General features: G+C 66.9%; 19 protein-coding genes. 16 read left to right on the forward strand and 3 right to left on the reverse strand.

The features are described from left to right. Positions 1–2: 2 nt before the first annotated feature. From ACEN9K_RS02785 to manD, 3 genes are all read left to right on the forward strand, one after another. Positions 3–686, forward strand: coding sequence for a bifunctional 4-hydroxy-2-oxoglutarate aldolase/2-dehydro-3-deoxy-phosphogluconate aldolase (locus tag ACEN9K_RS02785; RefSeq protein WP_495635144.1), 684 nt, complete (start codon positions 3–5; stop codon positions 684–686). Next, positions 683–1,654, forward strand: coding sequence for a sugar kinase (locus tag ACEN9K_RS02790; protein ID WP_495635145.1), 972 nt, complete (start codon positions 683–685; stop codon positions 1,652–1,654). Before ACEN9K_RS02785 ends, ACEN9K_RS02790 begins: the two co-directional genes overlap by 4 nt. 61 nt (positions 1,655–1,715) lie before the next feature. Further along, positions 1,716–2,945 carry a D-mannonate dehydratase ManD gene (gene manD / locus ACEN9K_RS02795; RefSeq protein WP_495635146.1) on the forward strand — a complete coding sequence of 410 codons (1,230 nt, stop codon included), beginning with the start codon at positions 1,716–1,718 and terminating at the stop codon, positions 2,943–2,945. Between the two features lie 77 nt (positions 2,946–3,022). Here manD and ACEN9K_RS02800 read toward each other — a convergent pair whose 3' ends face one another. Next, complete coding sequence (locus tag ACEN9K_RS02800; protein ID WP_134166162.1) at positions 3,023–3,958, reverse strand: PaaX family transcriptional regulator; 936 nt, start codon at positions 3,956–3,958, stop codon at positions 3,023–3,025. A gap of 177 nt (positions 3,959–4,135) precedes the next feature. Here ACEN9K_RS02800 and ACEN9K_RS02805 point away from each other — a divergent pair, with 177 nt between their 5' ends. Genes ACEN9K_RS02805 through ACEN9K_RS02815 form a run of 3 tightly spaced genes read left to right on the forward strand, consistent with a single transcriptional unit; the run spans position 4,136 to position 7,741 of the window. Then, positions 4,136–5,503, forward strand: a complete 1,368-nt coding sequence (locus tag ACEN9K_RS02805) for an MFS transporter (RefSeq protein WP_018772239.1) — start codon at positions 4,136–4,138, stop codon at positions 5,501–5,503. A gap of 28 nt (positions 5,504–5,531) precedes the next feature. Further along, a complete protein-coding gene (locus ACEN9K_RS02810; RefSeq protein WP_495635147.1) occupies positions 5,532–7,277 on the forward strand; it encodes a CocE/NonD family hydrolase in 1,746 nt (581 codons plus the stop codon). After that, positions 7,274–7,741 carry a DUF3237 domain-containing protein gene (locus tag ACEN9K_RS02815; protein WP_268002483.1) on the forward strand — a complete coding sequence of 156 codons (468 nt, stop codon included), beginning with the start codon at positions 7,274–7,276 and terminating at the stop codon, positions 7,739–7,741. Before ACEN9K_RS02810 ends, ACEN9K_RS02815 begins: the two co-directional genes overlap by 4 nt. Positions 7,742–7,792: 51 nt before the next feature. Here ACEN9K_RS02815 and ACEN9K_RS02820 read toward each other — a convergent pair whose 3' ends face one another. Continuing rightward, positions 7,793–8,260, reverse strand: a complete 468-nt coding sequence (locus ACEN9K_RS02820; protein WP_495635672.1) for a MarR family winged helix-turn-helix transcriptional regulator — start codon at positions 8,258–8,260, stop codon at positions 7,793–7,795. A gap of 134 nt (positions 8,261–8,394) precedes the next feature. On the opposite strand from ACEN9K_RS02820, the gene ACEN9K_RS02825 reads away from it, so the two are divergent. The 9 genes from ACEN9K_RS02825 (at position 8,395) to ACEN9K_RS02865 (ending at position 19,147) form a co-directional block, all read left to right on the forward strand. Continuing rightward, a complete protein-coding gene (locus ACEN9K_RS02825; RefSeq protein WP_223993480.1) occupies positions 8,395–9,333 on the forward strand; it encodes an SDR family NAD(P)-dependent oxidoreductase in 939 nt (312 codons plus the stop codon). 2 nt (positions 9,334–9,335) lie between these two features. Beyond that, on the forward strand, positions 9,336–10,226 hold the full coding sequence (locus ACEN9K_RS02830) for a 4-hydroxyphenyl-beta-ketoacyl-CoA hydrolase (protein ID WP_018772162.1): 891 nt from the start codon (positions 9,336–9,338) through the stop codon (positions 10,224–10,226). A gap of 1 nt (position 10,227) precedes the next feature. Continuing rightward, positions 10,228–11,442: an acyl-CoA dehydrogenase family protein gene (locus ACEN9K_RS02835; protein WP_495635148.1), complete on the forward strand. Its 1,215-nt coding sequence runs from the start codon at positions 10,228–10,230 to the stop codon at positions 11,440–11,442. 59 nt (positions 11,443–11,501) lie between these two features. After that, positions 11,502–11,957 (forward strand): MaoC family dehydratase, encoded by a 456-nt coding sequence (locus ACEN9K_RS02840; protein WP_018772160.1) that lies wholly within the window; start codon positions 11,502–11,504, stop codon positions 11,955–11,957. 119 nt (positions 11,958–12,076) lie between these two features. Next, entirely contained in the window at positions 12,077–13,405 is a 1,329-nt protein-coding gene (locus tag ACEN9K_RS02845; protein ID WP_495635149.1) for an MFS transporter, read from the forward strand. Between the two features lie 7 nt (positions 13,406–13,412). After that, positions 13,413–14,972, forward strand: a complete 1,560-nt coding sequence (gene menE, locus ACEN9K_RS02850; protein ID WP_134165982.1) for an o-succinylbenzoate--CoA ligase — start codon at positions 13,413–13,415, stop codon at positions 14,970–14,972. Between the two features lie 105 nt (positions 14,973–15,077). Beyond that, positions 15,078–16,076: a bile acid:sodium symporter family protein gene (locus ACEN9K_RS02855; RefSeq protein WP_018772157.1), complete on the forward strand. Its 999-nt coding sequence runs from the start codon at positions 15,078–15,080 to the stop codon at positions 16,074–16,076. A gap of 126 nt (positions 16,077–16,202) precedes the next feature. After that, the gene (locus ACEN9K_RS02860) at positions 16,203–18,668 is read left to right on the forward strand and encodes a molybdopterin oxidoreductase family protein (RefSeq protein ID WP_495635150.1); all 2,466 of its coding nucleotides are present in this window, start codon (positions 16,203–16,205) and stop codon (positions 18,666–18,668) included. Beyond that, positions 18,665–19,147 carry a hypothetical protein gene (locus ACEN9K_RS02865; protein WP_018772155.1) on the forward strand — a complete coding sequence of 161 codons (483 nt, stop codon included), beginning with the start codon at positions 18,665–18,667 and terminating at the stop codon, positions 19,145–19,147. The genes ACEN9K_RS02860 and ACEN9K_RS02865 overlap by 4 nt, the downstream gene beginning before the upstream one ends. A gap of 34 nt (positions 19,148–19,181) precedes the next feature. Here ACEN9K_RS02865 and ACEN9K_RS02870 read toward each other — a convergent pair whose 3' ends face one another. Next, positions 19,182–19,934: a MerR family transcriptional regulator gene (locus ACEN9K_RS02870; RefSeq protein ID WP_018772154.1), complete on the reverse strand. Its 753-nt coding sequence runs from the start codon at positions 19,932–19,934 to the stop codon at positions 19,182–19,184. Positions 19,935–20,169: 235 nt separating this feature from the next. Between ACEN9K_RS02870 and ACEN9K_RS02875 the strand changes: the two genes are divergently transcribed. Then, the gene (locus ACEN9K_RS02875) at positions 20,170–21,096 is read left to right on the forward strand and encodes an alpha/beta hydrolase fold domain-containing protein (protein WP_495635151.1); all 927 of its coding nucleotides are present in this window, start codon (positions 20,170–20,172) and stop codon (positions 21,094–21,096) included. Positions 21,097–21,111 lie beyond the last annotated feature (15 nt).

Genomic DNA, 21,111 nt, shown 5'->3' on the forward strand with positions numbered 1-21,111 from the left:
CCATGACATCCCAAAATCCAGCCGTCACCTCCGCCGGCCTGCTGGCCGGCATCCGGCAGTCGCGGCTTGTCGGCATTGTCCGCGGGAACGACGGCGGTGCTGCCGCCAAGGCGGCGCTGGCCGCCATGGAGGAAGGCTTCCGGTACGTGGAGATCGCCCTCACCACGCCCAACGCGCTGGAGGCAATCCGCGAGGTCCGCGCGGCTGCGCCGGCCGGCTGCCTGGTGGGCGCCGGCACCGTCCTGAGCGAGGCCGACGTCGAACACGTCACCGCTGCCGGCGGCCAGTTCATCGTCACCCCCTCCCTTGCCCCCTCCATCAGCGAGGCGGCCAGTGCCGGCATCCCGGTCCTGGCCGGCGCGCTGACCCCCACCGAGGCCTATGAGGCGATGGAACGCGGTGCCACCGCCATCAAGCTTTTCCCGGCATCGATCGGCGGGCCCGGCTACCTGAAGGCAGTCCGCGATCCCTTCCCGGACATCCCCTTCATCGCCGTGGGCGGCGTGGGCCTCGGCGAGGCGGCCGGGTACTGGGAAGCCGGGGCGATCGCCGTCGGCCTGGGCGGTCCGCTGTTCGGCAGCGCAGCCTCCGGCGGCGACCTCACGGAAATGCGGGAACGTGCCCGCAGCTTCCTGGCCCTTGCGGCCGAATTTGCTGCCCGTGCCGGAACCGGGACCCCTTCATGAGCGTTTGCCTGCTGACCTTCGGCGAGTCCATGGTCTCACTCCGCGCCGGCGGCCCCCTGGCGAACGGCGGCACCCTGAACATGCAGGTGGCGGGGGCAGAATCGAACGTTGCCATCGGCGTCGCACGGCTTGGCCACAGCGCTGCCTGGGCCGGGGCAGTGGGCGCGGACCCGCACGGCGAGTTCATCCTTAAGCAACTGCGCGGCGAAGGCGTCCAGCTGCACCACACCGTGCATGCGGACCGGAGCACCGGGGTGATGTTCCTGGAGCAGCGCACCGCCGACCTCAGCCGGGCCTTCTACTACCGCGCCGGATCTGCGGGAGCCACCATCTCCCGCGGCCAGGTTGCTGCGGCCCTGGATGGCGGAACACGGATCCTCCACCTGACCGGCATCACCCCGGCACTCAGCCCGGAAGCGCGGGACGCGGTGGAGTACGCCGCGGAACGGGCAGCGGCTGAAGGCGTGGTGGTCTCCCTGGATGTGAACTACCGGAGCAAGCTTTGGCCCCGGGTCCAGGCGGGAGCCGTGCTTGGCCCCCTGGCCCGGCACGCCACCATCGTCATAGCGTCCGACGACGAACTCGACTTGGTTGCCGTCCCGCCGGATGGGAGCGGGGAGGCAACGTCCCCGGCCGATGAGGCCCGTGCGGCCGCGCACCTGTTGGACTTGGGGGTCAGCGAAGTGGTGGTGAAGCGAGGCGCCGCAGGGGCCGCGGTCCATACAGCCGACGGCCTTCTTGAAGCTCCGGCCATCCCGGTGACGTGCGTGGACACCGTTGGGGCCGGGGACGCGTTCACCGCCGGTTACCTTTCCGCCCTGCTCGACGGCGAAGACGTCGCCGGCCGCCTCAAGCGCGGCATCCTCGCCGGCGCCTTCGCCGTCAGCACGCGCGGCGATTGGGAGGGCCTGCCCCGCCGCGAAGAACTCGCCCTGCTCGACTCCGCCAGGGGCAGTACCCAGCGCTGAGAAACTGCCCACCCCAACGGGAAATTCCCATCTACCCAAAGCCCCTACCCGAAAGCCAGCTGTGAAGATTATTGCCGCCGATGTGTTTGTGACCAGCCCCACCCGGAATTTTGTGACCCTCCGGATCACCACGGACGACGGCGTGACCGGCATTGGCGACGCCACCCTGAACGGCCGCGAGCTCGCCGTCGCCGCCTACCTGAAGGAACACGTGGCGCAGTTGCTCATTGGCAAGGATCCGCACCGGATTGAGGATACGTGGCAGTTCCTGTACCGGAGTGCGTATTGGCGGCGGGGTCCGGTGACGATGGCGGCGATCGCTGCGGTGGATATGGCGTTGTGGGATATCAAGGGCAAGGTGGCTGGGTTGCCGGTGTACCAGTTGCTCGGTGGTGCGTCGCGGAACGGGTTGCGGGCGTATGGGCATGCTTCGGGTGCGGATATTGAGTCGTTGTTTGATTCGGTGCGGGAGCATCTGGAGTTGGGGTACAAGTCGATCCGGATCCAGACGGCGATCCCGGGGATCAAGGCCGTTTATGGGGTTGCGGCGCAGGCGCAGGCGTCGGGGGAGCGGTATGACTATGAGCCGGCCGGGCGGGGTGCGTTCCCGCAGGAGGAGGACTGGGATACCCGGGCGTATCTGCGGCACCTGCCCACGGTCTTTGAGGCTGTGCGGAACGAGTTTGGGCCGGAGTTGCCGTTGCTGCATGACGGGCATCACCGGATGACGCCGATCCAGGCGGCGAAGCTGGGCAAGGCGCTGGAGCCGTATGACTTGTTCTGGTTGGAGGACTGCACGCCGGCGGAGAACCAGGAGGGGCTGCGCCTGGTGCGGCAGCACACCACCACGCCGTTGGCGATCGGGGAGATCTTCAATACGGTGTTTGACTTCCAGACGCTGATCAAGGAGCAGTTGATTGATTATGTGCGGGCGGCGTCCACGCACTTCGGTGGGATCAGTCCGTTGAAGAAGGTGATGGATTTCGCGGCGCAGTACCAGATCAAGTCCGGTTTCCACGGTCCGACCGATATTTCCCCGGTGGGGTTCGCGGCGCAGCTGCACGTGGGGTTGGCGATCCATAACTACGGGATCCAGGAGTACATGCAGCACTCGGCCAAGACCAACGAGGTCTTCGAGCAGTCCATGACGTTCGTGGACGGGTACCTGCACCCGGGCGACAAGCCGGGCATCGGCGTCGAATTCAACGAAGAAGCCGCCGCGGCCTACCCCTACCAGCAGGCCTACCTGCCCTACAACCGCCTCGTCGACGGCACCGTCCACGACTGGTAAGACCGCCACGACTGGCAAGGACCGCCACGACGCATGAGGCTGGCCACGACCTGCAAGCCGCTGCTTGCGGGGGCGCCCTAACCCTTGAGCCGGAAGGCCCGGCTCTCCCCGGCGAGTTCGGGGGCGAGCCGGGCTACCGTCTCCTCCGCGTAGGAGGCAGCCCTCTCCATCAGTGAGTTGTAGAGGGTGACGAAAATTCGGCGCGCCTCGAACAGTGGAAAATCGTGGGGCAACAGGTCCGGAGGCAAGCCCGGGTCCTCCCAGGGGAAAGCGCGCCACGCATCCATCACCTCGGTCCTCAGCCGGAAGGCCTCCTCCCCGCTCAGGCGCTGGGCGTCAAGTGTCTGGGCCTTCCCACGGTAGGCATCGATAAAGGGTGCGTACTGCCCGCGGAGTTCGTTCAGGTCCCAGGCCTCGATCAACGGCCGGCCGCGTAGTTCCTCCTCAGGCGTGCGGAAGATGGCATAGTTGTCCACGCCCAGATGCCGGCAGGAGTCCTCCAGATCCTGCACCGTGTCCCACGCGGAAACCCAGACCGCGCCGTACAGCGGAGCGAAACCAAGCCACTTGAGCCGGCTGCGGAGCAGGTCACGCACCTCCCTGGAACTCTCGGGAACGGTGAAGGCCATGACAGTCCACATTCTGTCCCACCGGCGGTCCTCGGAACCGAAACCACTGACCTGGCCCACACCCACGTCGAGGCGGGCCTGGGCTTCCGGCGTGAAGCGGTAACGGGACGTTCGTCCCGCGCTCGACTGTTCCAGCACCCCGCGTCCGGCCAGGCGGCTCAGCGCCGTAGAGGCGGCCGACGCGCTGACGCCCAGTGCTCCCGCCAGGGCCACGATCAGTCGTGAGGGCAGCCATCCGGTGTACTCCCGCCAATAGTCCGCCATCATCGTCACCACCAGGTGCTGGGAAGCGGATCCCTTCAACGGCCGCGGGAAATTGACCTGCTCGGCGGCAACGCGGTGTGCGGCGGGGTCGCCGGAGTGGACGTGGAGGTTGCTGGTCACGGTCCATCTTCTCAGGAGGAGAGGGAACGGCAAATTGAACCTTGCAGTTTTCTTGACGGCCGTTGCGATAAGCGCATAATATCTATCCAAGTGATCCGGCCCACACCCCGCGCCGGTAGCTTTTCCCGCCGCAGGAGCGAGTCAGGCCCTGCTTCAAAACTTTCCAGGAGATCCGCAATGACCGCAGGTCCCGGTCCGCTGACGCCGTTGTCACCGGACACCGTTTCCGTCCCCGCCACAGCTTCCAAGGGCAACGCCAACGCCCGCCGTGCCGCTGCCGCAAGCTTCATTGGCAGCACCCTCGAGTACTACGACTTCTTCATCTACGGCTCTGCTTCGGCGTTGATATTCAACAAAATCTTCTTTCCCGGCATCGACCCATCCCTGGGCATGGTCCTTTCCATGGCCACGATCGGCATCGGCTACGTGGTGCGGCCCCTGGCCGCCGGCGTGATTGGCCACTTTGGTGACCGCATAGGCCGCCGCCAGATGCTGGTCCTGACCCTGGTCCTCATGGGAGTCGCCACGTTCCTGATCGGCTGCCTTCCGCCCGTGTCGGTGATCGGCGCCGCCGCCCCGATCCTGCTGGTACTCCTGCGCGCACTGCAGGGGGCTTCGGCCGCCGGCGAGTCCGTGGGTGCCGTGACCATGACCATGGAACACGCCCCTACCCACAGGAGGGCCTTCTACGCCAGCTGGGTCAACACGGGAGCGGTGGCCGGCATCATGCTGGCGTCGCTCGCGTTCCTTGCGGTATCGCTGCTGCCGCAGGACGATTTGCTCGCATGGGGATGGCGCCTGCCGTTCCTTGCCAGCATCCTGGTTGTCGTGGTGGGCCTGTACATCAGGCTCCGCCTCCCGGAATCGGAAGTGTTCGAGGCCGCCAAGGAATCTGCGGGCGCCCAGGAACTGCCCATCAAGGTGGTCCTGCGCGACCATTGGGCCACCATCCTCAAGGTGATCCTGTTCGGTCTCTGGAGCGTCGTTTCCTCGGTGTTCGCGGCCTTCGGTCTTGCCTACGCCGGCAAGCTCGGAGTCCCCGCGGCCGTCATGCTCACCGTCACTATCGTCACCGCGGCCCTGGGCATCGTCGTCCAGCCGTACGCAGGCATCCTGGCCGACCGGATCGGACGTAAACCGGTGTTCATCACCGGCAACATCGTCTGCGCGGCGTCGGTGTTCGCGTTCTTCTGGTCGATCAGCGCCGGCTCCATCCCGCTGATCTTTGCCACGGCCATCCTCTTCATGACCGTCGGCTACGGCATGGTCAACCCGCTTGGCCCATCCATGACCGCGGAAATGTTCGAAACCAGGATCCGCTACACCGGAGCTGCCACTGCCTCCCAGCTGGGGCTCGTCGTCACCGGCTTTGCTCCCGCCATTGCCGCCGCCATCGTCCAGCCCGGCCCTGACGGGTGGCTGCCCGTTGCCTTTTTCACGGCCGCCTGCTGCCTCGTCTCCGCCGTCGTGACCGCCGTGTGGGTCAAGGAGACCTACCGGACCCGGACCGAAGACCTCGGCAAGCAACCCGCCTCCGCGGCCTAGCACCCCCACCCAAACGAAAGGCACCCACGTGCGCTACCTTGTCGTCGTCGACGGCGATGTTGAAGCAACCATGACCGACGGAACCATCCTCCGGTCCACCGTCTACCGGCCGGACGCGCCGGATGAAACCTTCCCGGTGCTGCTCACGCGCACGCCCTACGGGCGGGACCTGGCGGTCAACTCGGCGTACTTCAATCCGCTGACCGTTGCGGCGGCCGGGTACGTGGTGGTGATGCAGGACTGCCGCGGCAGGTTCGGCTCGGACGGCAGGTTTGAGCCTTCGGTCAATGAAGCGTCCGACGGCGCCACAACAGTGGAGTGGGCCGCGCGCCTTCCGTGGTCCAACGGCAGGGTGGGCATGTGGGGCCGGTCCTACTTCGCGGAAACCCAGTGGCGTGCCGCCCGGCAGTCCCCGGCAGCGCTCAAGGCCCTGGCGCCGGGGGTCTCGGCGGGCGGCAACGCCAACAACGGTGCGCTGTACAGGGGCGGTGCCCATGAGCTGGGCAGCCGCCTGGCCTGGGGGCACGCCTCGATTTCCCTGAATGAACTGATGCGGGAACATGCTGACGATCCCGAGCGGCGCGCGAAGGAGCTCCAGGAATGGCTTGCCCTGGACACTGGATTTGCCGATGGTTCCTGCTACGGAGTCCTCCCGCTGCGGGACCTGGAACCCAGGCTGGGCACCTTCCTTCGCAACGTGGTCACCCCGTCCGCGGGGGAGGGGCCGGGGAGTGATTTCTGCCGGTTGTGGGATGCCGCTTCCGATGCGGCGGTGCCGCTGCCAACGCTGCACATCGGCGGCTGGTTCGATATCTTCGCCCCGAACACGCTGGACCAGTACCGCCGCCAGGCGGTCCTCAGCAAGACCTTCCCCGGCATTGAACCCCGCCTCATCCTTGGCCCCTGGACACACACCAACCTCACGGGCGGGTACCCGGACATCCACTTCGGCGCAGCCGCGTCCTCCGGCATCGTCGATGGCCGCGGAGATCTGTCGTCCCTCCACACGGCCTGGTTCGACGCCGTCCTCAAGGAGGACGGAGCGGCCATCGCCGCGGTCCCCAAGGTGCTGCTGTATTTCCTGGGCGAGAACCGCTGGCGCGGCTTTGATGAACTGCCGGTTCCCGCCGGGCAGAGGTCGTGGTTCCTTTCCGCCGAGGGGGACCTGCTGGACCAGGCGGGTGTGGACGGAAACGTTGAGTACGCCTACGACCCCCTGGATCCCGTGCCCACTACGGGCGGGGCCACCATGCTCGCCGGCGCCTTTCCCGCGGGTCCGGCGCGGCAGGACGCCGTCGAGGCGCGCACCGACGTCGCCGTCTTCACCACGGAGCCCTTCACCGAAACCACCACCATCTTCGGTGCCGTCACCGCCACCTTGTTTGCATCTTCCAGTGCCGTGGACACGGACTGGGTGGTCCGGCTTTGCAGGGTGTCAGCGGACGGGGTTTCCCTGGGGATTGCCGACGGGATCGTCCGGGCGTCCTGGCGCGACGCGTACGCCGGTACCGGGCTCTTCGAGGAAGGGCATCCGCCGTCTCCCATCGAGCCAGGCCAGGTCTACGAGTACACCATCAGCCTTTGGGAGACGGCTCTGACTCTCGCCCCGGGGGAGCGCCTGCGCGTCCAGGTCACGTCGAGCTGCCACCCGCGCTGGGACCGCAACCTCAACACCGGCAAACTGGCCTACGAATCGGGAGTTGCCGTAACCGCCAACCAGCGCATCCATGTGGGCGCCTCCCACCCCAGCCGCCTGACGGTGGGGGTGCTGTGACGGCCCCGCCACCGCCGCCCCTTGAATTCCTTACCGAGCTCAACGTGGCGGTGGATCCACCTGTAGATGGTGGCCCTGCCCCCACGGGCCACCGGAGGATCGTGCCAATCACGGGCGGAACGATGGTTGGCCCCGCACTTAACGGCACGGTGCTGCCAGGCGGTGCCGATTTCCAGGTCCTCCACAGCCCGGAACTGACCGAACTCGATGCCCGCTACATTATCCAAGCCGATGACGGGGCATTGATCCACGTGCACAACAACGCGCTCCGCCACGGCTCAGCGGCGGACATTGCACGCCTGAACCGCGGCGAGGAGGTGGACCCGGGTGCCATCTACTTCCGTTGCTCCCTGCGGTTCTCCACGGCCTCCGAAGAGTGGGCATGGCTCAATCACGTGATCGCCGTGGGCACTGGTGAGCGCTACCCGGATTCGGTGCGGATCGCGGTCTTCATCGTCCGCTAGGCACTGTCCCGGCCGGGCATTGCGGAACCGGGCCGGGAGGGGCACTACGACTTAGGCCTCCGCGCCCCACAGCGCCTTGCGCAGCAGCCGCTTCAATTCCTGCGACTCCCCGTCGGAAAGCCCGGCCAGCTGGTTCAGCTCGGCCGCGTCCATGGCGGTGCGGGCCTTCGCGTGCATCTTCCGCCCCTCGGCAGTGGAGACGATGATCTTGGCGCGCCGGTCTTGCTTCCCCTGCGCCCGCTCCACCAGTCCGCGGCGTTCCAGGTCGTCTACCAGCGTGACCACCTGGCTCGGGTCCAGGCTGAGGAAGTCGGCAAGCTCCCGCTGCGTCGGCTCCAGCCCGCTGCACGCCAGTGTCAGGACCGAGAAGGAGCGCTCCCGCAGGCCGAAGTCGGCCAGTGCCTTGTTGTTCAGGACCGAGCCTGCGGCATGCAGCTTCGCCAGCAGCAGTCCCACGTCACTGCCGATCCTGGCTGCCGCAAGGCGCGGGGTCTGAACGTCTGTGCCCAAGGTGGCCATCACAACTCCGGTACTGGTAAAAAACAATCGTTGACTTTTTCAATGATCCGTAATTTCATTGAATCCAACAAGGATCTCACACCGCAGTGGGACCACCCCAACGGCTTCGGCCGGCGCATGCGAAGGAGCAGGCCATGAGCTTGAACGGCAAAGTTGCAATCGTCACCGGGAGCGGGCAGGGCCTCGGCCTCGCCTACGCAAGGGAACTGGCCCGCCAGGGTGCCGCCGTCGTTATCAATGACGTCAACGCTGAAACCGCCGCGCAGGCTGTGGCCCGGATCGAGGCCGACGGAGGCCGGGCCACCGCTGTGGTGGTTCCGGTGGGAACCACGGACGCGGCCAAGGCCCTGGTGGCCGGCGCCGTCGACGCGTTCGGGCGGCTGGACATCCTGGTCACCAACGCCGGGATCCTGCGGGACAAGTCCCTGCTGAAGATGACTGACGAGGACTTCGACCTGGTCATCAACGTGCACCTCAAGGGCACCTTCACCTGCGTCCGGGAGGCGTTTGGCTACTTCAAGGAAAACAACGTGCAGGGCCGCATCATCACCATCGGTTCCCCCACGGGCCAGCGCGGCAACTTCGGCCAGACCAACTATGCTGCGGCGAAGGCCGGGATCGTGGGCATGGTCCGCACCTGGGCGCTGGAAATGAAGAAGGCGGGCGTGACGGTCAACAGCGTCATTCCGGTGGCCGCCACCGCCATGACCAAGACCGTGCCGTACTTCCAGAAGGCAGTGGAGGCGGACGAGCGTGGCGAGGCCATGCCGTCATTCTTCCGCCATGACCTCGGCTTTGGAACGGCCGACGACGTCTCCGGACTGGTTGCCTTCCTCGCCTCCGACGAGGCAGCCAACATCACCGGCCAGGCCATCGGCGCCGGCGGTGACCGTCTGCAGGTCTGGACCCACCCGGAAGCGGCCACCACGGAATACCGCGACGGCGGCTGGACCTATGAGGCCCTGCTGGACAACGCCGGCCAGCTGTTCAACCGGGACACGCTGCAGGGCTACGGCGAGGAATTCCTGCCGCTGCCTGCAGAACTGCAGCCCGAACCGGTCCAGGCGCGCTGATCATGGCAGACCGTTACGAACTGGGCGTCGACCCCGCCAAACTCGAGGCGATCGACATGCACGTACACCTCGAGGTGGACAGCTGCGGGCACGGGTCGCTGCCTGAGGCATTGACCGAAGCATCGGCCAAGTACTTCAAGGCTGAAGACCGCACCCCGTCCCTGGACCGCATCGCCGAGGTCTACCGCGGACTGAACATGGCCGCCGTCGTCTTCACCGTGGACGCCCGCACCCAGCTCAAGCATGAGCCCAACAGCATCCCCGAACTCATCGCCGGCGCCGCCCGGAACAACGACGTACTGATTCCGTTCGGCAGTGTCGACCCGCGCACGGGTGAGGACGCCATCGCCGGGGCCAAGCACCAGGCGGTGGAGCTCGGTGCCCGCGGCTTCAAGTTCCATCCGTCCCTCCAGGGCTTCGACCCCTCGAACGAGCGCTTCTACCCCCTGTGGGGGACGCTCCAGGAACTGGGCCTGCCCGCCATCTTCCATACCGGCCAAAACGGCATGGGAGCGGGCCTGCCCGGCGGGTATGGCATCAAGCTCGCTTACTCCAACCCGTTGCTGCTGGACGCCGTGGCCGCCGATTTCCCGGGCCTGCAGATCATCATGGCCCACCCGTCGGTGCCGTGGCAGGACGAGGCAAACTCCATCGCCACGCACAAGGCCAACGTCTTCATCGACCTCTCCGGCTGGTCGCCCAAGTACTTCCCGGAGTCGCTGGTCAAGGCCTCCAACTCCTACCTTCAGGACAAGGTGCTGTTTGGCACCGACTTCCCGCTGATCACCCCGCAGAAATGGCTGGGAGCGTTCGCCGACCTCCCGCTGAAGGACGAGGTCCGGCCCAAGATCCTCAAGGACAACGCGGTCCGCCTGCTCGGGCTGGGCGGCTGACATGGGCACGCTGACGACGGCGGATGCCGCCCTGGGTGCCCGGCTTTACGAAGCAGCGGATTGGTACGACGCCGAGTCCCTGCTCACGCTCGAGGAGCGCCAGGTCCTGTCCCGGCTGCGGTCATTCCTGGACGCGGAAGCCAGGCCGCTCCTGGCCGAGTACTGGGAACGCGGCGAGTTTCCCGAACAGCTGGCGCGGCCGCTGATCGACCTGGACCTGATGGAACCGGCCGGGCTCACGGCGGACGGACCCGCACGGGGCATCTACCAGGGCTTCCGGATCTTTGAACTTGCCCGCACCGACGCGTCCCTGGCCACCTGGTACACCGCCCAGGCCGGCCTGTTCCGGACGGCCATCCGCGTGGGTGCCTCGGCGGAACAGCAGGCCGAATGGATGCCCAGGGTCATCGACTTCTCGCTCAAGGGCGTCTTCTCGCTGACCGAACCCGGGTCCGGTTCGGACATCGCCGGCGGACTGTCCACCACCGCCCGGCGGCAGGCTGACGGCAGCTGGGTCCTTGACGGCGCCAAGCGCTGGATCGGGGGCGCAGCCACCGCGGACGTCCTGGCCGTGTTCGCCCGGGACGCCGCGGACGGGCAGATCGAGGCCTTCCTCGTGGACCGCGCCGCGGACGGAATCACGCTGGAAAAGATCCACGGAAAGACGTCGCTCAGGATGATGCAGAACGCCCACATCACCCTCACCGGTGTCCGCGTCCCTGAGTCGATGCGCCTGCAGAACGTGAACTCCTTCAGGGACGTCGCGGCAATGCTCCGGGCCATGCGCTCGGATGTGGCCTGGATCGCCACCGGCATCGCCGCCGGCGCGTTCGAGGCCGCGCTGGCCTACGTCAACGAACGCCGGCAGTTCGGACGCACCCTTGGTTCCTTCCAGCTGGTCCAGGAAAAACTGGCCCGCATGCTGGGGAACGTCACCGCCGCCCTGTCCCTGGTGGTCCGGCTTACCGAGCAGCAGGCCAAAGGCATCTACCGTGACCAGGACTCTGCTTTGGCAAAGATGCAGACGTCCCTTTTCATGCGTGACACCGTAGCCCTTGCCCGCGAGGTGGTGGGCGGCAACGGCATCACGCTGGCCACGGATGTGGCCCGCTTCCACGCCGACGCCGAAGCCGTCTACTCCTACGAGGGCACCCACGAGATCAACGCCCTCATCATCGGACGCGCCCTCACGGGCGAAAGCGCCTTCACCCGCTGAACCACCCACCCGCTGAACCTAACTTCCACACTCGAAGAAACAACTGCCAGGAGGCAACGATGCCCAATCTCGTCGTCGATTTCGACACCCTGCTCACCCTGTCCGGCAAGGACCTTGGCACCACCGACTACCGCCAGATCACCCAGGAACAAATCAACCTCTTCGCCGACGCCACCGACGATCAGCAGTGGATCCACACCGATCCCGAACGCGCCAAGGACGGCCCGTTCGGCGCCCCGATCGCCCATGGCTTCCTGACGCTGTCGCTGATCATCCCGTTCTGGGGCGAGCTGTTCGACGTGGACGGCGTCACCACCAAGGTCAACTACGGCCTGGACAAAGTCCGCTTCACCTCCCCGGTGACGGTCGGCTCCAAGGTCCGCATGCAGGCCACCATCGCCGAGGTCACCGAGGTCAAGGGCGGTGCCCAGATCAAGGTCAACGCCACCATCGAAATCGAAGGCCAGGAACGCCCCGCCGTCGTCGCCGAATTCCTCGCCCGCTTCTACAAGTAGGCCGCACTACCGGCAGTAACCCCTTCACCACGCCGGCGGCACCACACGGCGCCGCCTCTTCAGGCAACCCCAAAATCCCCTTCCCTCCGTACCCCATTCCCCAAACCCTAGGAACAGCCATGTCCGGACACACCACGCTCGCACCCGCGGGCACGGCCGCCAAGCGCAAGGAAGCGCGCACGGTCATCCTGTCCAGCTATCTGGGCAGCACCATCGAGTTCTACGACTTCCTGCTGTACGCCACGGCCGCAGCGGTGGCCTTCCCCAAGGTCTTCTTCGCCGGCACGGACGAATGGGTGGGCGTGGTGGCGGCCTACGCCACCTTCGCCGCCGGGTACGTGGCCAGGCCGCTGGGCGGCATCATCTTCGGCCACTTCGGTGACAAGGTGGGCCGCAAGGGAATGCTGATCATCTCCATGGCCATGATGGGCATCGCCTCCACCCTCATCGGCCTGATTCCCGGCGCCGGCGTCATCGGGCCGTGGGGCGCCGTGATCCTGGTGCTCCTGCGCGTCTGCCAGGGCATCGCCGTCGGCGGTGAATGGGGCGGTGCCGCGCTCATGGCCCTGGAGCACGCCGACCCCAGGCGGCGCGGTTTCGCCGCCTCCTTCGTCAACGCCGGCGCCCCCACCGGCGCCGTGCTGGGCACCGTGGTGATGGGCATCTTCTCGGCATTGCCGCAGGACGCGTTCCTGGCCTGGGGGTGGCGGGTGCCGTTCCTGCTGTCCTTCCTGCTGCTGATCGTGGGCATGTTCGTCCGCCTGCGGGTCTCGGAGAGCCCCATCTTCGCCGAGGCCGTGGCCAAGGAAGAGGCCCAGGCAACCACCAAGCGCAAGATCCCGCTGCTTGAGGTGCTGCGCCGCCCCAAGGCCCTGATCATGATCATGTTTGCCGGCGCCGCCGGGTTCGGCCTGCAGGTGGTACTGCCCACGTTCTCAGTGACGTATGCCGTGTCCAAGGGGGCGCCGCAGCAGGGCGTGCTTTACGCCTTCGCCGGAGCCTCGGCCATCTCCATCATCTTCGTCCTCCTGGGCGGCCGCCTGTCCGACCGTTTTGGCCGCAGGCCCGTGATGATTGCCGGACTGGCCCTGTTCATCGCCTACCTTTTCCCCATGTTCGGCATGCTGGGCTCCGGCAACGTCGGGCTTGTCTTCGTGGCCTTTACCGTGGCACTGGTCCTGCACTCATCCCTGTACGGGCCGCTGGCAGCCTTCGTCTCCGAACAGTTCGGCACCACGTCCCGCTACACCGGCGCCGCGGTCGGCTACCAGCTGGCCACCCTGATCGGGGCGGGTTTCACCCCCGGCATCCTGGCCGGGCTCTACAAGGACTCCGGCCAGAGCATCGTTCCCGTGGTGGTGTTCCTGTCCGTCATGGCCCTCGTCTCGATTGTCTTCATCGCCCTGACGCGCGAGTCTAAGAACAACGACCTCACCACGGTCCGTTAGGAGAACCATGGACAACAACGGAGTTGGATCCTGGCTGCACCGCCGCCGCCGGAAGTCAGGCGCGAAGGCAGCCATCCTGTCCGGAGCCCGCACGCTGAGCTATGAAGAGTTGGCCGACAGGACCGACCGCCTGGCCAGCGCGCTCCGGGACAGGGGAGTGGCAAAGGGCGACCGGGTGGCCTACCTGGGTGAGAACCACCCTTCCTTCGTGGAAACGTTCTTTGCCTGCGGTCTGCTCGGTGCCATCTTCGTGCCGCTCAACACCCGGCTGGCTCCGCCGGAACTGCAGTTCCAGCTGCAGGATTCCGGGGCCCGGCTCCTGGTCAACGCCGGCGCCCTGGAGGCGTCTGCCGCTGCTGCCCTGGAAGGTACGGGCGTCACCCACCGGCTGGTTGTAGCGGCCGACGGCGGGACGGAACCTTCCGCCGGCACCTCACCCGCCGCCGTCGTTCCCTGTGAGGTGGCACCCTACGAGGAGGCGCTGCAGGCTGCGGCACCGGATCCCGCCGACGTGCCGGTGGGGCACGATGACGCGGCGATGATCCTCTACACCTCCGGCACCACGGGCAAGCCCAAGGGTGCCCTGCTGACCCACGGGAACATCACGTGGAACTGCATCAACACCATCGTGGACATGGACCTGAACCGAAACGATGTGGCGCTGATGATCTCGCCGCTGTTCCATGTGGCGTCGCTGGACATGGGCCTGCTGCCGATGCTGCTGAAGGGTGCCACCGTGGTGCTTGAGGCGAAGTTCGATCCCGCCAGGGTCCTGGAACTCATCCAGGAGCACAAGGTGACCACCCTTAACGGCGTGCCCACCACGTTCCAGCTCCTCTGCGAGCATCCGGGATGGGCCGCGGCGGACGTCAGCTCCCTGGACAAGCTCACCTGCGGCGGCTCCGCCATCCCCCGCCGCGTCCTGGATGCGTACGAGGACCGCGGCATCGGCTTCACCAGCTGCTACGGCATGACCGAAACAGCGCCGGGCGCCACCATGCTTCCAGTCGACAGGTCCCGGGACAAAGCGGGCTCGGCAGGCCTGCCGCACTTCTTCACGGACGTCCGGATCGCCGACCCGATGGGCGGTGCAGTGGACCCGGGCGGGGTGGGGGAGATCCAGATCTCCGGCCCCAATGTGATCAAGGAGTACTGGAACCGGCCGGAGGCCACCGCCGCCAGCTACGCGGACGGGGCCTGGTTCCGCTCCGGGGACATGGGCTACCGGGACCAGGAAGGCTTCCTGTTCGTCTCGGACCGGCTCAAGGACATGATCATCTCCGGCGGGGAAAACATCTACCCGGCCGAGGTGGAAGCCGTGATCGCGGAGCACAGGGCTGTCAGCAGCGTGGCGGTCATCGGGGTTAGCGATGACAAATGGGGCGAGGTTCCCCAGGCCATCGTGACCCTGCGGGAGGGCGAATCGCTGACGGAGGAGCAGCTGCGCAGCTTCCTGGACGGCCGGCTGGCCCGGTACAAGATTCCCAAGTCGCTGGTGGTGGTGGCGGACATGCCCCGCACGGCCAGCGGCAAGATCCGCAAGATGGAGCTCCGCAAGCAGCTCTGAGCACCAAAACGGGGCAGGTGCCCGCTGGCCCGTATGGTTCCGCCGTTGTTACCGTTCACGGTCATCAATTGGCGGAACCATACCAGCCGGTGACAGCATGGTTGGATGCTTGAGGCAACTAAATCCCATAATTCCCCGGACGGGACACCCGTCAACCCTGCGCTGCAAGCGGAGAGCAAGATCGCCCGCATCGCGGTGACGATGTTCCCCATCCTGGTGGTGGCCGCAGGTGTCATCGGCTTCCTGCTCCCCGGGGTCTTCAAACCCATGGCGCCCAGCGTGCCCTACCTGCTGGGCATCATCATGTTCTGCATGGGCCTGACCCTGACTCCGCCGGACTTCGCCGCCGTGGCCAAGCGTCCGTGGGCGGTGGCACTGGGCATCGTTGCCCACTACATCATCATGCCCGGGGCCGGCTGGCTGATCGCCGGCGCCCTCAACCTCGAGCCCGAGCTGGCCGTCGGCGTCATCCTGGTGGGATGCGCACCCTCCGGTACGGCCTCCAACGTGATGGCGTTCCTGGCCAAGGGCGACGTTGCCCTCTCGGTGGCGGTGGCATCCGTCTCCACCCTGATCGCCCCGATCGTCACCCCGCTGCTGGTCCTGTTCCTGGCCGGTTCCTACCTTCAGATCGACGCCGCCGGCATGGTCCTGGACATCGTCAAGACCGTGCTGCTGCCGGTGGTGGCAGGCCTGCTCGCCCGGCTCTTCCTCAAGAAGCTCGTCGCAAAGGTGCTGCCCGCACTGCCGTGGGCGTCCGCCGTCGTGATCTCCCTGATCGTGGCCATCGTGGTGGCCGGCAGCGCCGGCAAGATCATCGGGGCCGGCGCCATTGTGTTCCTTGCCGTGGTGCTGCACAACGGCTTTGGCCTGGGCCTGGGCTACCTCGCCGGCAAAATCGGACGCCTGGACGACAAGGCGCGCCGAGCCCTCGCCTTCGAGGTGGGCATGCAGAACTCCGGCCTGGCGGCGACCCTGGCCACCGCCCACTTCAGCCCGCTGGCGGCGCTCCCGTCCGCCGTCTTCTCCCTGTGGCACAACATTTCCGGCGCCATCGTGGCTGCCTGGCTCGCCCGGCGCCCGCTGCAGGAAAAGCAGGCCTGACCAGCGCCGTCACGCTCCACGGCCTGGAAGCCGGCCTGTTTCCATCCGTACTTCGTGGGTACAGGATCGGGTAGGGACAACGTCGTTCCCGATGTTGCCTGCCGGTTCCGGACAGGAGATGGACAGATGGCTCGGATTGACCGAATAGCTGAACCATGGGGGACAAGGACACCGTACGGCAGTGGCGGTGAGTGGCCGGTCAGGGTGGACACCCACCTGGCCGAAGGGGTGGCCCCGGAGGACGTGGACAGGTGGGTCCAGACGGCGTCCCTCCTGCACTCCAACGGCGACGCCATGGACATCGCGGTCAAGGACAACCGCATTGTCGGGGTGCGCGGCCGGGCTGTGGACCGCGTCAACCACGGCCGGTTGGGACCGAAGGACCTGTACGGCTGGCAGGCGAACGCGTCAGCCGACCGGCTAACCACGCCCCTGATCCGCGAGGGCGGAAAGCTGGTGGAAACCGACTGGGACACGGCCATGCAGCGCGTGGTGGACCGTTCCAAGGCGCTGCTGGCCGAACAGGGCCCCAGCGCCATTGGCTTTTACACCACGGGCCAGCTCTTTTCCGAGGAGTACTACACCTTGGGGACCCTGGCGCACGGCGGCATCGGCACCAATCACGTGGACGGAAACACCCGCCTGTGCACTGCCACTGCCGGAGAGGCGCTGAAGGAATCATTCGGCTGCGACGGCCAGCCCGGCTCCTACACGGACGTGGACCACGCGGACGTGATCGCCCTCTACGGGCACAACGTGGCGGAAACCCAGACCGTCCTCTGGACCAGGATGCTGGACCGCCTGGCCGGACCCAACCCGCCCAAGATCATCTGCGTGGATCCCCGCCTCACCCCCGTGGCCAAGGCGGCCACCCTGCATCTGGCGCCACGGCCGGGCACCAACGTGGCCCTGATGAATGGGATCCTGCACGACATCATCGCCAACGGCTGGGTGGACCACGAGTACATCAAGGCCCACACGGTGGGGTTCCCGGAGCTCGAAAAAGAGGTCAGGAACTACCCGCCCGCACTGGTGGCGGAGATCTGCGGCGTCCCGGCGGAGCAGATCTCCGAAGCCGCCCGTATCATCGGCCACGCCGAGCGGCTGCTGTCCACGGTGCTTCAGGGTTTCTACCAGTCCAACCAGGCCACCGCCGCCGCTGTCCAGGTCAACAACATCAACATCATCCGCGGCATGCTGGGCAAGCCAGGCTGCGGCATCCTGCAGATGAACGGCCAGCCCACCGCGGAGAACACCCGCGAATGCGGGGCCGACGGCGACCTGGCCGCCTTCCGCAACTGGTCCAACGACGCCCACATCCAGGACCTCGCCAGGGTGTGGAACATCGACCCCATGTCCATCCCGCACTACTCACCGCCAACGCACGTCATGCAGATGATGCGGTACGCGGAGGACGGCTCCATCCGGATGCTGTGGGTCAGCGGCACCAACCCCGCCGTTTCGCTGCCCGAACTGAAGCGGATCCGCAGCATCCTGGAACGGGACCGCCTGTTCCTGGTGGTGCAGGACATCTTCCTGTCCGAGACCGCCCAGCTGGCCGACGTCGTGCTTCCAGCTGCGACCTGGGGCGAAAAGACGGGCACCTTCACCAACGTGGACCGTACCGTCCATCTGTCGGAGAAGGCCGTGGACCCACCCGGTGAGGCCCGGCCCGACCTGGAAATCTTCATCGACTACGCCCACCGGATGGGCCTGCAGGACAAGGACGGGCAGCCGCTGATCAAGTGGCACGATCCAGAGTCCGCCTTCGAAGCGTGGAAGGAATGCACCCGCGGCCGCCCCTGCGACTACACCGGCATCACCTATGACAAGCTGCGCGGCGGCTCCGGCATCCAGTGGCCGTGCAACGAGGAAAACCCGGACGGCACGGAACGCATTTACGCCGACGGGAAGTTCTGGGCCCACCCGGAGTACTGCGAAACGTACGGCCGCGACCTGATCACCGGGGCGCCCGTGGAGCCGTCCGAATACAAGGCCCTCAACCCGGAGGGCAAGGCCATCATCAAGGCCGCCGAGTACATGCCGCCGCACGAGCTGCCCAGCCGGGACTTCCCGCTCCAGCTCATCACCGGCCGCACGCTCTACCAGTTCCACACCCGCACCAAGACAGGCCGGGCACCGGAGCTGCAGGCGGCCGCACCGGACGTCTGGGTGGAGCTGTCAGCGGACGACGCCGGCGCGTACGGGATTGCCGAGGGCGACCTTGCAGAGGTGGAGACACCCCGCGGTTCAGTCCGTGCCAGGGTGCGGATCAGCGGTATCCGGAACGGGGTGCTGTTCCTGCCGTTCCACTACGGCTACTGGGACACCAACGGCGGCCACCGGCCGGACGGCCCGGGCCGGGCGGCCAATGAGCTGACCATCACGGACTGGGACGCCGCCTCCAAGCAGCCCATCTTCAAGACAGCGGCGGCGCGCATTACCCGGGTTTACGGCGGTGACGGGCCGTCCCTGGCGCCCACCACCACGGCGTCGGCTCCCGTCGGCGACTTCCCGGAAGAGGCCAGGACCAAGGGGACCGCCGCCGCCCTGGCTGACGAAGAAACCGGCACGGCAGGAGGGGCACGATGAAATTCGGGCTTGTACTTCAGGAAATGCACCGCTCCGAGAACGACCTGGCACACCACCTGCTGGTCATCTCGGAGCGCCACAAAGTGGACCACGAGATCTACCATCTGGCCCGTGACCTGGCGCGCTGGTCCCAGCAGCACGTGCGGGACATCGCGGAGATCGGCAGGAACTACGGCCAGGACCTGGACCCGGAGCCGCGCGGCGAAGCGGGGCTGATGGAGACCCTCCGCGAGAAGGGCAGTGAGATGGTGGGCCGGCGTCCGGAAACCGGGATGCTGCTGCTGCGGGACCTCCGGGAGCTGTACTTGATGGCGTGTGGGGTCTCGGCCGACTGGGAGCTGCTGGCCCAGGCTGCCCAGGGAATGAAGGACAAGGACCTGCTGGCCCTGGCCGAAAAGTGCCATCCCCAAACGATCCGCCAGATGAAGTGGGCCAACGGCAAGCTGAAGGAATCCGCCACCCAGGTCCTGGTCAGCTGAGGGGCTTGGTCAGCTGAGGGGCTTGGTCAGCGGGTTATCCCGCCTCACGGGCTTCCTGCAGGTGAGCCACCAGTGCCTGCATCTGCTGCACCGTCCACGGCAGGTCCTTGCTGAGTTCGGCGCTGTTGTCGCTCCACATGGCGCGGGCGGCCGCCTTGGTGCCCTCGCTGCTGTGGAACCGGGAGCCCAGCTCATCCCAGCGGCGCACCAGCTCCCTCGCCTCCGGGCTGTTGGCAGGGACACCGGCGTCCACCTGGCGCAGGCCCTCCTTGACCATCCCGGCCCATTCGGTCCGGGATTCCTCAGTGGCTTCCGGGCCCAGCCGTTTGCGCTGTTCCTCGAGCTCCCGGCGCTGGTCCTCGGTGAAGTAGTTCTCGAACATCGTCATCCTTTCCAAAACGGTCATGAAATAAGCAGGGGCGGCGTCCCCCTGGTTGATGCGGCCCAGCAGGTCCCTGATGGTCCGCTGGAGCTGCCCAAGCTGGAGAGCCTGCCCGTCCAGTGCGTCCAGTTGTCGCTGCAGGAGATCCCGCATGGACTCCGGACTGCCACCCGACCGGTCCAGCACGGCGGCGATCCCGCCCAGCGGCACCCCCAGGCTCCGCAGGGCCCGGATGCTGTAGAGGCGCCTGAGGTCCTGGCCTGTGTAGCGGCGGTGGCCTGCCGCGGTCCGGGCGCTTGCCTGGAGCAGCCCGATGCTGTCGTAGTGGTGCAGCGCCCTGACAGTGACCCCCGTGGCCGCGGCCAGTTCGCCAATGCTCCAGCGCGGTTCATCCAGATGTTCCATACCGCCAACGGTAGGACCTGACGCCGCGTCAGGTTCAAGTCCTGGGACGGCGCTCCTTGAACAGAAGGCGCTGCTTGAACAGAAGGAAGGTGCAGCCGAAGGGGTTTCATTCAGTGAAACCGGCGGCGCGTCCGGAGCCGTCCATGGCCCAGAGTTGAGTCCATGAACGCGGAGCCCGGGATTGGCCCGCTCAAAGGCACAGGACAGAAACGGCGCGGCATACATGGAGTCAACGATGACGGTACTGCGGATCCAACGGGGGATCGAGTTCGCCCGGCCCCAAAACGCAGTCCCGCTGCTGCTGGACCTCTACCTTCCCGGTACTCCCGGGGAGGGCCCGTACCAGGACGGACGCCCTGCCGTGATCCACTTCCACGGGGGCGGCTGGCGGATGGGTGAGCGTTCCTCGCTGGGGCCCGGGGTGGACGGTTTCGGCCTCAGCCCCATCGAACAGCTGGTGGACGCCGGGTTCGTGGTGGCCTCCGCCGACTACCGCCTGACGGACGTTGCCACCTTCCCTGCCCAGCTGCTGGACGCCAGGGCGGCGGTCCGCTGGCTCCGCGCCCACGCTGCCCGCTATGGCGTGGATCCGCGCCGGATCTACGCCTGGGGCGATTCGGCAGGCGGCCACCTGGCCGCGCTCTTGGGCCTGACTGGTGGATCCTCCCAACCGGCCGGCAGCCTGGACGCCGGCACCCTGGACGCCGGCACCCTGGACGCCGGCACCCTGGACCGCGACGGCGGGGACCAGGTTGCCGCCGTCGTGGCCTGGTACCCGCCCACGGACCTGGAACGCATGGGCGAACAGGCCAGGACGGATGCCATAGCCCGCGCCGATGACCCCGGCTCCCGTGAAGCGCTGTTGATCGGAGCGCAGCCGGCCGATGCCCCGGACAAGGCCAGGGCGGCCAGCCCCCTCACCTATGTGCATCCAGGCGTGCCTCCCTTCCTCCTGATCCACGGAACGGCGGACCGGTTCGTCCCCGTGGAGCAGTCCACCAGCCTCGCCGCAGCGCTGGAAGGTGCCGGTGCCGCCGTCGAACTTCTCCTGCTGGAAGACGCGGACCACATGTGGCAGCTGCCGGACGGCGGCAGCTCGGCGGCCGGGCAGGCAACCGCCGCCACCATTGATTTCCTTTGCCGGCAGGCAAAGCAGCACTGATTTCCCCACTTCCTT

The sequence above is a fragment of the Pseudarthrobacter sp. Pseusp20 genome, from assembly GCF_059492155.1.

Coding starts and splice junctions, on each gene's coding strand:
- ACEN9K_RS02785 (WP_495635144.1), top strand. CDS start 3: ATGACATCCCAAAATCCAGCCGTCACCTCCGCCGGCCTGCTGGCCGGC.
- ACEN9K_RS02790 (WP_495635145.1), top strand. CDS start 683: ATGAGCGTTTGCCTGCTGACCTTCGGCGAGTCCATGGTCTCACTCCGC.
- ACEN9K_RS02805 (WP_018772239.1), top strand. CDS start 4,136: ATGACCGCAGGTCCCGGTCCGCTGACGCCGTTGTCACCGGACACCGTT.
- ACEN9K_RS02820 (WP_495635672.1), bottom strand. CDS start 8,260: ATGGCCACCTTGGGCACAGACGTTCAGACCCCGCGCCTTGCGGCAGCC.
- ACEN9K_RS02825 (WP_223993480.1), top strand. CDS start 8,395: ATGAGCTTGAACGGCAAAGTTGCAATCGTCACCGGGAGCGGGCAGGGC.
- ACEN9K_RS02830 (WP_018772162.1), top strand. CDS start 9,336: ATGGCAGACCGTTACGAACTGGGCGTCGACCCCGCCAAACTCGAGGCG.
- ACEN9K_RS02835 (WP_495635148.1), top strand. CDS start 10,228: ATGGGCACGCTGACGACGGCGGATGCCGCCCTGGGTGCCCGGCTTTAC.
- ACEN9K_RS02840 (WP_018772160.1), top strand. CDS start 11,502: ATGCCCAATCTCGTCGTCGATTTCGACACCCTGCTCACCCTGTCCGGC.
- ACEN9K_RS02845 (WP_495635149.1), top strand. CDS start 12,077: ATGTCCGGACACACCACGCTCGCACCCGCGGGCACGGCCGCCAAGCGC.
- menE (WP_134165982.1), top strand. CDS start 13,413: ATGGACAACAACGGAGTTGGATCCTGGCTGCACCGCCGCCGCCGGAAG.
- ACEN9K_RS02855 (WP_018772157.1), top strand. CDS start 15,078: ATGCTTGAGGCAACTAAATCCCATAATTCCCCGGACGGGACACCCGTC.
- ACEN9K_RS02860 (WP_495635150.1), top strand. CDS start 16,203: ATGGCTCGGATTGACCGAATAGCTGAACCATGGGGGACAAGGACACCG.
- ACEN9K_RS02865 (WP_018772155.1), top strand. CDS start 18,665: ATGAAATTCGGGCTTGTACTTCAGGAAATGCACCGCTCCGAGAACGAC.
- ACEN9K_RS02870 (WP_018772154.1), bottom strand. CDS start 19,934: ATGGAACATCTGGATGAACCGCGCTGGAGCATTGGCGAACTGGCCGCG.
- ACEN9K_RS02875 (WP_495635151.1), top strand. CDS start 20,170: ATGACGGTACTGCGGATCCAACGGGGGATCGAGTTCGCCCGGCCCCAA.